The sequence below is a fragment of the Chryseobacterium ginsengisoli genome, assembly GCF_039542325.1.
Classification (GTDB): Bacteria; Bacteroidota; Bacteroidia; order Flavobacteriales; family Weeksellaceae; genus Chryseobacterium; species Chryseobacterium ginsengisoli.
The window spans coordinates 257284-270145 of sequence record NZ_BAABHX010000004.1 but is presented as its reverse complement, the minus strand read 5'-3'; the positions used below and the strand labels follow the sequence as shown (position 1 = coordinate 270145).

10 protein-coding genes and 4 tRNA genes are annotated in these 12862 nt (G+C 33.8%); 3 read left to right on the top strand and 11 right to left on the bottom strand.

Annotation, left to right across the window (positions count from 1 at the left end; translation table 11 throughout):
- Nucleotides 1–5 precede the first annotated feature (5 nt).
- The 4 genes from porK to ABD940_RS14530 form a co-directional block, all read right to left on the bottom strand.
- Nucleotides 6–1424, bottom strand: coding sequence for a T9SS ring complex lipoprotein PorK/GldK (porK, locus tag ABD940_RS14545; protein ID WP_345205330.1), 1419 nt, complete (start codon nt 1422–1424; stop codon nt 6–8).
- A gap of 108 nt (nt 1425–1532) precedes the next feature.
- Nucleotides 1533–3386, bottom strand: a complete 1854-nt coding sequence (glmS, locus tag ABD940_RS14540; protein ID WP_345205327.1) for a glutamine--fructose-6-phosphate transaminase (isomerizing) — start codon at nt 3384–3386, stop codon at nt 1533–1535.
- Between the two features lie 27 nt (nt 3387–3413).
- Nucleotides 3414–5006 (bottom strand): DUF4270 family protein, encoded by a 1593-nt coding sequence (locus ABD940_RS14535; protein WP_345205324.1) that lies wholly within the window; start codon nt 5004–5006, stop codon nt 3414–3416.
- Nucleotides 5007–5020: 14 nt separating this feature from the next.
- Nucleotides 5021–5791: a glycogen/starch synthase gene (locus ABD940_RS14530; protein ID WP_345205321.1), complete on the bottom strand. Its 771-nt coding sequence runs from the start codon at nt 5789–5791 to the stop codon at nt 5021–5023.
- A 181-nt stretch (nt 5792–5972) separates the two neighbouring features.
- Here ABD940_RS14530 and panC point away from each other — a divergent pair, with 181 nt between their 5' ends.
- A complete protein-coding gene (panC, locus tag ABD940_RS14525; RefSeq protein ID WP_345205319.1) occupies nt 5973–6821 on the top strand; it encodes a pantoate--beta-alanine ligase in 849 nt (282 codons plus the stop codon).
- A gap of 437 nt (nt 6822–7258) precedes the next feature.
- On the opposite strand, the gene ABD940_RS14520 is transcribed toward panC, so the two are convergent.
- The 4 genes from ABD940_RS14520 to ABD940_RS14505 form a co-directional block, all read right to left on the bottom strand.
- Nucleotides 7259–7331, bottom strand: a tRNA-Lys gene (locus ABD940_RS14520).
- Between the two features lie 178 nt (nt 7332–7509).
- Nucleotides 7510–7582, bottom strand: a tRNA-Lys gene (locus tag ABD940_RS14515).
- Between the two features lie 73 nt (nt 7583–7655).
- Nucleotides 7656–7738: transfer RNA gene (locus ABD940_RS14510), tRNA-Leu, on the bottom strand.
- Nucleotides 7739–7773: 35 nt separating this feature from the next.
- A tRNA-Lys gene (locus tag ABD940_RS14505) sits at nt 7774–7846 on the bottom strand.
- A 114-nt stretch (nt 7847–7960) separates the two neighbouring features.
- Here ABD940_RS14505 and ABD940_RS14500 point away from each other — a divergent pair.
- Nucleotides 7961–8476, top strand: a complete 516-nt coding sequence (locus ABD940_RS14500; protein WP_345205316.1) for a shikimate kinase — start codon at nt 7961–7963, stop codon at nt 8474–8476.
- A gap of 9 nt (nt 8477–8485) precedes the next feature.
- Here the strand turns inward: ABD940_RS14500 and ABD940_RS14495 are convergent, their stop codons facing one another.
- Nucleotides 8486–8926: an RNA-binding S4 domain-containing protein gene (locus ABD940_RS14495; protein WP_345205313.1), complete on the bottom strand. Its 441-nt coding sequence runs from the start codon at nt 8924–8926 to the stop codon at nt 8486–8488.
- Nucleotides 8927–8983: 57 nt separating this feature from the next.
- Here ABD940_RS14495 and ABD940_RS14490 point away from each other — a divergent pair, with 57 nt between their 5' ends.
- Nucleotides 8984–9730 (top strand): hypothetical protein, encoded by a 747-nt coding sequence (locus ABD940_RS14490; protein ID WP_345205311.1) that lies wholly within the window; start codon nt 8984–8986, stop codon nt 9728–9730.
- A gap of 47 nt (nt 9731–9777) precedes the next feature.
- On the opposite strand, the gene ABD940_RS14485 is transcribed toward ABD940_RS14490, so the two are convergent.
- Nucleotides 9778–11295, bottom strand: a complete 1518-nt coding sequence (locus ABD940_RS14485; RefSeq protein WP_345205308.1) for a glutamate synthase-related protein — start codon at nt 11293–11295, stop codon at nt 9778–9780.
- Between the two features lie 201 nt (nt 11296–11496).
- A complete protein-coding gene (gene mtaB, locus ABD940_RS14480; RefSeq protein WP_345205306.1) occupies nt 11497–12843 on the bottom strand; it encodes a tRNA (N(6)-L-threonylcarbamoyladenosine(37)-C(2))-methylthiotransferase MtaB in 1347 nt (448 codons plus the stop codon).
- Nucleotides 12844–12862 lie beyond the last annotated feature (19 nt).

The window sequence follows — 12862 nt, the reverse complement described above, 5'->3', positions numbered from 1 at the left end:
TTGAATTATCTGTTAACTTTTCTTGGCTTAACAGCAGCTTCAGGAATATCCTGTGCAGTTCTAAATCCGATATAGCTTCTAGCTGAATCTTTTCTTTCCCAATCTCTCGCACCAGTCATTAGCATATATCCAACATCTTTCCAAGAACCACCTCTTACAGATTTTTTAGTATCAGTTTTATCTTTAGTCGAAGGATTTAAAGTAGATGAGAATCCGTATGAAGAGTTATTATAAGCAGATTCTGTCCATTCAGAAACGTTTCCAGCCATATCAAATAACCCAAATCCATTTTTTCTAAACTTCTTTACTGGAGCAGTATATGTATAAGTACCTTTTTTATCATCTTCCATATAGTTACCTCTCTTAGGTTTGAAGTTTGCTAAGTAGCAACCTCTGTCGTCCATTAAATAAGGACCTCCCCAAGGATAAGTAGCATTTTGCATTCCCCCTCTAGCAGCATATTCCCATTCGATTTCTGTAGGAAGTCTGAATTTCAATGGTCTTTGTTTCTTTCTTTTTAAACTTTCGTTGTAATCAGACTTCAATTTAGATCTGAAATCACAATAAGCTCTTGCCTGATCCCAAGTTACCCCAACAACAGGATAATCTTTATAAGCTTTATGCCAGAAATATTGTTCAAACAATGGTTCGTTATAAGCAAAGTGGAAATCTTTTACCCATACAGTTGTATCAGGATAGATTGCAATACTTTCGCTTCTAAGGAAGTTTACTCCTCTTTCTTTTTCAGCTAAAGCAACATCCATATCTCCCCATCTGTATGTATATTTTAATTTACTAACATCTAGGATTCTTTCATTACCAACTCTAGAAGAAGCAGGCAGATACATTGATTCCAGAACCTCTGCATATTCTACATCAGGATATTTACTAGTATTCCAATGCAATGGAACTTTCCAGTCAATTTTTTTAGTTGGATCGAAGCTTCCTTCATTTCCACCACCTTGTCCTTCTAAATATTCTTGATATGGTGTTAAATTTTCTTCTTTTTGAGCAAGATAAGCATAATCTCCAATTCCTGTCCCTTTACCTTTACCTTCACCACCTTCTCCGGCAGCTTCAGCAAGTAAAGTTCTAGCAATAGAATCTCTTACATAGTTGATAAATAACCTGTATTCCGCATTAGTAGTTTCTGATTCGTCTATAAAGAAAGAAGAAACAGTCACAGTTTTTGCTTGAGCTTTTTCAGGACTATTTGTGAAATCCTGATCAGTTAACCCCGCAACAAACGATCCTGCAGGAATTGCAACCATGCCAAATGGTCTTTCTGCAACAAATGATTTTGCTTTTTCTCTTGGTATCAACTCTCCTTTTGTTCCTGGTTTCCCCACAGAAGAAGTACCACCACCTGAACAAGATACCGACGCTACTGACGCAGACAATAATAAAAGAAATATCCTTTTCATGTTAATTTTTATAATTAAGCCGTAAATATATAATTTTTTTAAGAAACTTTTAAGATTTTTTTTGAAATAACGAAAGAAATCTAAATTTATTTTATTTACAAGTAATTTTTATTCCACAGTTACAGATTTTGCAAGGTTTCTCGGTTGATCGACATTCGCACCTCTATATACAGCAATATAATAAGCTAATAGCTGTAAAGGTACTGACGCAACGATTGGTGAGAAACATTCTGATGTTTCAGGAATTTCGATAACATAATCTGCCATCGCACTTACTTGAGTATCTCCTTTATTTACAACAGCAATAACTTTTCCTTTTCTCGCCTTAATTTCCTGAACGTTACTTACAATCTTATCATAATGTCCTTTTTTTGGAGCAATGATAACAATTGGCATATTTTCATCAATTAAAGCAATCGGACCGTGCTTCATTTCTGCAGCAGGGTATCCTTCAGCATGAATATAAGAGATTTCTTTCAATTTCAACGCACCTTCCAGTGCTGCCGGATAGTTATATCCTCTTCCTAAATATAGGAAATTTGTAGCACCTACAAAATCTTTTGCAATGTTTTGCACTAATTCGTGTGTTGAACTCAGAACTTCTTCAATTTTTTTAGGAATAGCATCTAATTCTGCAATTAAGCTCATGAAGTCTGCATTTCCTAAATTTCCATTATGTTTACCTAATTTAAATGCAATTAGAGTAAGAATTGTCAACTGAGCAGTGAAAGCTTTTGTAGAAGCTACCCCAATTTCAGGACCTGCATGTGTATATGAACCCGCATCTGTTATTCTTGCAATCGAAGAATCTACAACATTACAAATACCATAGATAAATGCTCCTTTTTCTTTAGCTAATTTCAATGCAGCCATTGTATCAGCGGTTTCTCCAGATTGAGAGATTGCGATAACTACATCTTTATCAGTAATAATTGGATTTCTATATCTGAATTCTGAAGCATATTCTACTTCCACAGGAACTCGTGCATACTCTTCAATTAAATACTCTCCGATAAGACCTGCATGCCAAGAAGTTCCACAAGCAATAATGATGATTCTGTTCGCATTTTTGAATTTCTCAATATGATCCCAGATTCCTGCCATTTTAATAACTCCTTCATTTAGAATGAGTCTACCCCTCATCGTATCATGTATAGATTTAGGCTGTTCGAAAATTTCTTTAAGCATGAAATGTTCGTAACCACCTTTTTCAATCTGTTCCAGACTCAATTTAAGTTCTTGAATTTCCGGCTCGATTTTAGAATTTTCATTAATAGTTCTGATATCTACTCCATTTTCCAAAGAAATTGTAGCCATATGACCTTCTTCAAGATAAATAGCCTCTTTTGTAAATTCTACAAAAGGAGATGCGTCAGAAGCAATAAAATATTCTTTTTCACCAATTCCAATCGCTAAAGGAGAGCCTAATCTACCTACGACCAATACTCCAGGGAAATCTTCATGCATAACCGTAATTGCATATGCTCCATAAACTTCGTTAAGCGCATATCTTACAGCAGTAGGAAAATCTGTTTCAGTATTCAAATCCATGAAATACTGGATAAGATTCACCAAAACTTCCGTATCAGTTTCAGATTTAAAAGTAAATCCTTTTTCAGTAAGCATTGTTTTAATTGTATCATAATTTTCAATGATACCATTGTGAACAAGTGCTATTTTATCATTATTAGATAAATGCGGATGAGAATTTCTATCACTTGGAACCCCGTGGGTTGCCCAACGAGTGTGTCCCATTCCTACTTTAGCAATTCCTTTTAACTGACCGGAGATATTAACAAGATCGTCTACTTTACCTTTCGTTTTTTCAACTTCTAGTTTATTATTAGCATTCTCCAGAACAATTCCGGCACTATCATAACCTCTATATTCCAATCTTCTAAGACCATTAATTACGATATCGTAAGCGTCCTGAAAACCTGTATATCCAACAATTCCGCACATAATTATATCAAGTGTTTTTAAATTTTTTTATTTTGTACCGTAGATAACTTTTAACTGAACCTTATTTGGATCTGTTGTATTTGAACCGACAAAAACAGCTCTACTTGTATTGTAAGGTGTAGTCTTGAATTTATATCCTGCTAAGCTTGTTCCATCAGTATTAGTTTGGAAAGAACCCATATCAATTCTGAAATATATTGTATTTCTTTTGGTAGAATCATAATCTACTTTTTCGACAAGGTCTTTTACAGATTTTGTAACAACAAAATCATAGTACGCCGGATTTTTATTTAAATCATAGGATTTATAAATTGTATAACCTGCAAGTCCTGACAAGCTCAATAGATCATCAGTAAAATTTGTTACTGTTAAAGGTAGACCTGTAATAGGATTAAGTTTAGTAGGATCTTTATATTTCTGTAAGAACGTAAATTCAGCTGGTTTAGCATAATTAGAATTACCCCATGAACCATCTGTATATATTCTAATTTTAGCACTAATGATTGCTGCTTTATTCTCCACATAACGCTTTGTAAGGCTATCAATTGTAGCTTTTGGAATTTTAATCCCAATAGACGCTCCACCCATACCTTGTGCATACAATTTTTCATCTCCTGTTGTAGAATTACTTGTTGCCATTGCATTTGTATATGTACCAGATCTGCTATAAACATAGTTTCCAATATGTGTATTTGCAGAACCCAAGGCAAATGTATAAGTTGTTTGAGGTCTTGTTGCGGGTGTTACATCTGTCTTATCATATTTATAATACATTATCAATTCCATGTCGTTTGGAGAGAATTGAAATAAATATCCATCAGATTCATCAACCGAAATTTTAAGCCCTTTAAAATATCTTATAAAATTAGAAGCATCCTGAAGCTCAGGTTGATCTTTTTTCGCTATGATCTTATTCTGGAAAAATGTTTTATCCAACGGAATTCTAATTCCAGGAGTTGCAGCTGTGAACAAAGCTGCTCCACCGTCATCTTTTGTAATAGCTACAGAGCTAACATTACCTTTAAATTCTTTCGATCCTAAAAGCGTAGTTGCCGGATATGCATAATTTGACTTTGCAGAATCTGAAGCACCCTTTAGGAACTCATCAACTTCATTCACTCTTATATTAAACGTTCTTTTTGCTTTACCAAATTTTAAAACAGGATATGTATTCACTACTTTTTTAGCATTCACACTTCCGTCTGCAGCAGTGATATATGTAAAATTATCATCTACCGTATTAGTAGTAACAGAGTCAGTTGCATATCTTGGTTTTATAACCAAAACCACAGAATCTACCTGTGCATTTGTCCCAAAATCGGGATCATATGTTGATAATCTTAGTTGTGTAAGATAAGACGCCTTCTGCATACCAAACTGACCTTCATCAAAAGCACCAAGTACACCATAAGTTAATTTACTTGCATCACTTCTGATACTATCATTATTATTAATATTAAATGCAACAACGTCGAAAGACTTTTCATTACCCTGCGCTGCTCCGTCCAAAAACAATTGCTCACCTAAAGTATCCGCATCCGGTTCGCAATTATAAAGTAATGCACTTCCAAAAACCACCAGAGAAAATACGGTGATTGCTTTTTTAATAGTATGGATCATTAAAAATGTGTTTTTTAATAAAGTTGATTTATAGAATCTACGTCAAGATATTCCGATTTTGAAGTAGAAGTTTCATTGAAAGCTTTATCTAGGTCTTCGTCTAAGAACTCATCTCCTTTTACTACTGTGTCAACATAGTTCATGCTTTCTATTACAAAAGTTTTTACAGTTGGATTATCTAACGCTTTTAATCCTGAAATATTATCAAACTTAAGTTTCTCATCAATATTTTTCGCTAAAGGAGCATCTTTTTCATTATATAATGAAAGAACAATTTTAGCGTCTTTGAAATAAGTATCAGATTCGTAGTAAGTTTTTAAATAAATTGGAACGAAAGAAGACATCCATCCATTTAAATGAATCACATCAGGAACCCAGTTCAGTTTCTTGATCGTTTCAATAACTCCTCTTGCGAAGAAGATTGCTCTTTCGTCGTTATCTTCGAAAGACTGTCCGTCATCATCAAGATAATATTGTTTTCTTTTGAAGTATTCTTCATTATCGATAAAGTAAACCTGAAGTCTTTCCCCCGGAAGAGACGCTACTTTAATAATAAGAGGTTGATCTAGATCATTAATAATAATATTCATTCCCGAAAGGCGGATTACCTCATGAAGCTGGAATTTTCTTTCACTAATTTGTCCAAATCTTGGCATAAAAACTCTTACATCATTGCCTTCATTGTGCATCTTAAGTGCCATTTTGTTTACCACTGCAGCCATATTGGTATCTTCCTGATATGGATACATCTCTGTAGTAATGTACAGTATTTTTTGATTCGGCATAAACTTCTATCTAATTTTTGTAAAAATGCTTTAATGCGCAAAATTACGAAAAAACATCCAACATTATTTTAATTAACATTTTTTTACGATAATTCCCTTTCCTAAATTATTAAAACTACCACAAATTGTACAATAATTATATGATATTTTTAGTATTTTTGAATTACTATTAAAATAAACTATGGAAGTTTTAAAAAGTAAAAAAGTTCTTCAGGATTTCATTGAAAGACAGAAAGAAATGGGCAAAAAGATAGGTTTTGCACCTACTATGGGAGCCCTTCATAATGGTCATTTGTCTCTTTATAAAGCTGCACGAGAAGAAAATGATTTAGTGATATCATCAATTTTTGTTAATCCTACTCAGTTTAACAATCCGGAAGATCTCGAAAAGTACCCGAGAGACATCAACCGGGATATTTTAATCCTTAAAAATTCAGGTTTGGTAGATGCAGTCTATATTCCCGAGGTTGCGGACATTTACCCTGAAAAAACTGAAAGTCAGCATTATGACTTCGATGGTCTGGAAAATGAAATGGAAGGAAAATCAAGACCAGGCCATTTTGATGGTGTTGGAACAGTAGTTGAAGAGCTTTTTAATCAGGTAAAACCAGACAATGCTTATTTTGGTGAAAAAGACTTTCAGCAATTAGCCATTATCAAAAAAATGGTTGAAAAGAAAAAACTTCCAATTAATATAAAAGGAGTTTCTATTTATAGAGCCAAAAATGGCTTAGCATTAAGCTCAAGAAACCAAAGACTTCACGAAGACAGAAGAGAAGCTTCAAAAGTCATTTATGAAACTCTTAAAAAAGTAAATGATTGGTTCAGAGTAGTAACAGTTACAGAAATTAAAAAAAGGGTTCAGGATATTTTTGATCATCAAAAAGGGATGCAACTGGAATATTTTTTAATTGCAGATGAAGAAACCTTAAAAGAGACAGATTTTTTCTACAAAGACAGAAATTTCAGAGCATTTATTGTCGTTGTTGTCGATGGAGTAAGATTGATTGATAATATGCATTTGGATTAAATTGAAATTGAGAATGAGATTAAAGTTCAGATTTAGATTAGTTTAAAACTTAATTTTAACTATTTTTTGAATAATATATATGTGTTGCTTTTTTAAGTGACGCATTTTTTTGTTTTAAATTTCAATTAATTTTTTAATTCAATAAAGATCCTTCGACTGCTTCGCGCTCAGGATGACACCGTGAAATCAAGTATATGATATTATAACGTTTAGTATTAGCGTCTGTCATCCTGAGCGCGAAGCAGTCGAAGGATCTCTCGTTAACCAATCCAAGATATTATTTTACCTCATATTGAAAATTAAAAAGAATCTATAAAAATGTAATGAATATTGATTTAGCTTTGAGTATATAAAAAATCAAAGGCTTCTTACGAAGCCTTTGAAACACCAAATCACAAAATATTAATATGAAAAAAATTTACTTTTCAGTAAATTAGTGACCCGGCTGGGATTCGAACCCAGGACCCATACATTAAAAGTGTATTGCTCTACCAGCTGAGCTACCGAGTCGGTCACTTATTTTACGAATACATTTATAATAATGATTTTCGTTTTAAGCGGTGCAAAGATACAAAAAAAATTGTTCCTGCAAAATTTATTTTTAAAATTCAAAGGCTTCTTGAGAAGCCTTTGAAACACCAAATCACAAAATATTAATATGAAAAAAATTTACTTTTCAGTAAATTAGTGACCCGGCTGGGATTCGAACCCAGGACCCATACATTAAAAGTGTATTGCTCTACCAGCTGAGCTACCGAGTCGGTCACAATTGTAATGATAAATATAAATTAAATTCTAATAAATCACATCAATTATTTCAATTTTTCTGCAGTGTGCCTGCGACTGGATTCGAACCAGCACATCCTTAGGAAACCACCCCCTCAAGATGGCGTGTCTACCAATTTCACCACGCAGGCAATAAATTACAAAAATCTAGTAATTTTCTTGCTTGTGACCCGGCTGGGATTCGAACCCAGGACCCATACATTAAAAGTGTATTGCTCTACCAGCTGAGCTACCGAGTCGGTCACTTTATCCATGATTAACACTGTGATAATGTCTCTCATTTTTAGTGGTGCAAAGATATGAGTTTTTTCGTTATCTCAAAACTTTTTCGCACATTTGTTTAAAAAAAATTCATGATAATTTCACTGGTTGGATACATGGGAAGTGGCAAATCTCACATTTCCAAAATATTAAGCGAAAAAATAAATTTTAAATTAATTGACCTGGATAAAGAGATTTCCAGAAGAAATAAATTAACCATTCCCGAAATCTTCGAGAAAAAGGGAGAAATTTACTTTAGAAAGCTTGAAAGAGAGACTTTGGAAGAAATCCTTGCGTCTGAAGAAAACGTAGTTTTGAGCCTTGGTGGAGGAACGCCTGTTTATTATAATAACATGGAAATTGTAAATCTCAACTCAAAAAGTATCTTTCTGAGGGCTTCGATTGGAACTTTAGCAGAGAGAATTTCAAAACAAAAAGATAAAAGGCCATTGATAGCAAAGATTTCTGAAGAAGATCTTCCTGAATTTATTGCTAAACATTTATTTGAAAGAAACGAATATTATGGAAAGGCTCAGTTTAACATCAATACAGACAACAGAGAACCTGAAGATATTGTCAACGAGATAATAGAAAAGCTCTATCTCTAGAGCTTTTTATTAATCTTCCTTTTCTTCTGAATCTTCACCTGTTTCGCCAAAGAAATCGTCCCAATCGGTAAAATCTGAGTCAATGTCGTTTCCAACATAGTCGTCCATTTCACGTCTGTCTTTTTTGGTAGGCCTACCCTCACCTTTGTTTCTATAATAATCTTGTGACATTTTGCGCATTTTCAACAACTCATATTGCTCAACATCTGTCACATCCTTTATATGAAGAGGAACTAACTTGGCTCCAATCCTACTTTTAGGAATCTGGATGACTTTAATTTTATAATCAATCTGATTTTTTCTGATTTTAATAATATCCCCTTCTTTTACCTCTTTAGATGACTTTACGGTAGACTCTCCTATAGATACTCTGTTTTTCTTAATCTCCTCAGTAGCAATGCTTCTCGTCTTATAAAACCGAATACTCCATAAAAATTTATCTATTCTCATAATTTTTTATACTTTTGTCGTTATATTATTTGTAAAGTAATTAAAGTTTTTTGAAAAATGAAAAAAATATTTTTATATATCCTTGCTGGATCTCTTTGTTTCACGGCATGTAAAAAGGATGATGATGATGTGGCAACTTTTACAGAGCCCGATGACATCGCTACAAGAAATTCTTATGATGAACAAGCGATTCAGAAGTTCATGGACGATAACTATTTGGACATACAAGGAAATATAAGAGCATTTAGTTCAACAGATGCAACAGATGATAACTATAAAAAATTATCTGAGCTTAATCCTGTAAAACTTCCATCTGGAGTTATTTATATTATAAGAGATGGAGTACAACCTTCACCTGGTAAAACGATTGAATCCACTAGTCAAATCAGAACAATGATCAAGGCAAATTACTATCTTGCAACAAATACCGATGGAATTGCTTTCAATCCTATCTATACAGGAAGTCTTATAAATACAGTAGATGGATCAGGCTCACCAATTACAGATCCATTATTTTACTATGTTAAAAATTCTGTATTGGCTGCCGCAACAACTGATGCAGCAAAATTAAGAAGCTATTACGAAATTGAAGGATTTCAGGAAGGGCTTAAATACTTTAAAGCTTATGATAACAAGTCAGATGGTGATGCTTACAACTTACAAGGTGTAATTCTTGTTCCTTCAAAAGCTGCTTTTGCCAGAGATCTTCACTATAATTATAACGGTTATACGCTTCAAAACAGATGTTTCGTATTTAATTTCGAAATTTATAATGCGCAAACAAGACCTTTAGCTGATCAATAAAAAAACAAAAGCGCTTCATTTTAGAAGCGCTTTTTTATTTATAAAAATCAGTATTTAGCTTTCTGTTTCACATTCCCCAAAATATCAGGGAAATAAAGATCAGCCAAATGATCAAACTCATCTCCCCTCATAAACATTGTAGCACCAACTTCTTCGTAAGAACTTTTTCCTGCCGCTGCAATTAATTCATTACAAGTGTGAAGTGTATTTTTATGAAAATGATAGACTCTTTCTGCCTTATCTGTTACATCAAGTCCTTTAATTAGCATTTTATCCTGAGTCGCAACTCCGGTCGGACACATATTATTATTACATCTTAGTGCCTGAATACAGCCAAGAGAAAACATAAAACCTCTCGCATTATTACACATATCCGCTCCCATTGCAACTGCTCGCAAAATATCTAAACTTGTAAGAACTTTTCCACTTGCGATAACTCTCAATTTTCCTCTCAGATTATAATTATTCAACGTTCTATTAACGAAAATCAAAGCTGGTTCTAAAGGCATTCCGACTCCGTCTGAAAATTCCGGTGGTGCGGCTCCAGTTCCTCCTTCTGCTCCGTCAATGGTTATAAAATCAGGATAAATTTTTAGGACATTCATCTGAACACATATGTCTTCAAATTCTTTTGTATCGCCGATACATAATTTAAATCCAACTGGTTTTCCTCCTGAAAGCTCTCGTAATTGCTGAACAAACCTCAACAATCCCGCTGCATCAGAAAAAGAAGAATGTGAAGGCGGAGAAATAATGGTCATTCCCGGTGTGACGTGACGGATTTTTGCAATTTCAGGGGTATTCTTCACTCCCGGTAAAACACCTCCATGTCCTGGTTTTGCACCTTGAGATAATTTAATTTCGACCATTTTTACATTTGGAAGTGTTGAATATTTTTTAAATAATTCAGGATTAAATTTCCCTTCATCATCTCTACATCCAAAATATCCTGTTCCGATTTGCCAGCAAAGATCACCCCCTTCCAAATGATGGGGAGAAATCCCTCCTTCACCTGTATTATGATAAAAATTTCCTTTTTTAGCACCTCTATTCAACGAAATTTGGGCTCTGTCACTTAAAGCTCCAAAACTCATTGCTGAAATATTAAACAAAGAAGCATGATAAGGCTGTGAACATTGCTCACCTCCCACCCAAACTCTCGGAAGTTCTTCTTTAGGAGATTTAGCATAAATTGAATGCTTAATTCCCTCATATTTTCTATGATTAACTTCTAACTGTGTCCCAAAAGGAACTGTATCACTAAGATTTTTTGCACGTCTGTACACTGCAGAACGCTGATTTCTTGGAAAAGGTTTTCCATCCGTTTCTCTTTCAATAAAATATTGCTGCATTTCGGGCGAAATACTCTCAAAAAAGTATCTGAAATACCCTACAACAGGAAAGTTCCTTAAAATCGCGTGCTTTGATTGGGTAACATTATAAACGCCAACAGCATAAATAACCGTAAATAAAATAGGAATCCACCAATCAGCTTTTATAAAAAAAGCAACAGCCCAGGAAACAACTAAAATAACCGCTCCCCAAACCAAAAATTTATCTCTCATATCGTTTTTGAATTTAATCAAAGTTAAAAAATTTTAACCGATATGAATGCTTTAAGACACATTAAAAATCATTATTAATGCCTTAAAAAAAATTAATTTTCAAGGTTAGATTTATTGTCAATTTATAATAAAATAAATGAATCATCATAAAATAACGATGATGAAAAATAGCATGAGAATTCATTGCTAAAAATCAGAAGACTAAATTTTTTCTAAAAAACTTTCAAAAGAATTCATAACTGAAACTGTTCCATCAGCTTCAATTTTTTCGAGCTTTAAAAATTCAATTTGATTTACAGAAGATTGATCAAAATCTTTTTGAACTCTCACATAGTTTTCTGTGAAGCCATACATTTTGCCGTCTTTATTTTCATGTTCCCAAAGAACAGGAAGCGTTTTCCCTAGTTGAGTCTGGTAAAATGCCATCTTTTTCTTTTCAGATAAAATTCTAAGCATTTTATTACGTTTTTTTCTTTCAGGAATCGGAACAACACCTTCCATTCCTACAGCTTCTGTATTTTCTCTTTCAGAATAGGTAAAAACGTGTAAATATGTGATTGGAAGATCGTTCAGGAAATTATACGTTTCCATGAATCTTTCTTCTGTTTCTCCCGGAAAACCGATAATTACATCCACACCGATTGCCGCATCAGGCATTACTTCACGGATTTTATTAACTCTGTCGTTGTATAATTTCGTTAAGTAACGACGTTTCATTTTTTTCAATAAATCATCGCTTCCCGATTGCAAAGGAATGTGGAAATGAGGAACAAAACTTTTACTTTTAGAAACCAATTCAATGCTTTCATCTTTCAAAAGATTCGGTTCGATGGAAGAAATACGGATTCTTTCGATACCTTCAACTTTATTTAATTCTGAAATTAAATCTAAAAAAGTATGTTCATGTCTTTTGTTCCCAAATTCGCCTTTTCCGTAATCACCGATGTTTACACCAGTTAAAACAATTTCTTTGATGTCTCTTGCAGCAATTTCTTTGGCATTTTTAACCACATTTTCGATAGTATCTGAACGGGAAATTCCTCTTGCCAAAGGAATTGTACAGTAAGTACATTTATAATCGCAACCATCCTGAACTTTCAAAAAAGCTCTGGTTCTGTCACCAATTGAATAACTCCCGATAAAGAAATCGGTTTCTTCAATCTCACATGAATGAACGATACCTTCACTTTCGGATTTCTCCAAATCATCAAGATAACTTAAAATGTTGAATTTTTCTTTAGCTCCAAGAACCAAATCTACACCTTCAATCTGTGAAATTTCTTCAGGTTTCAGCTGTGCATAACATCCAACAATGACCACCAAACCTTCAGGATTGGCTTTCATGGCTCTTTTCACGTGAAGTTTACACTCACGGTCTGCGTTTTCAGTTACTGAACAGGTGTTGATTACATAAATATTCGCACTTTCATCAAAACTCACCTTATCATAACCTGCATCTGTCAATTGACGGGCAATAGTAGATGTTTCTGCAAAATTTAATTTGCAGCCAAGTGTATGAAATGCGGCAGTTCTGTGAGAGTTAGACATTTATTGATCCTGAATTTTG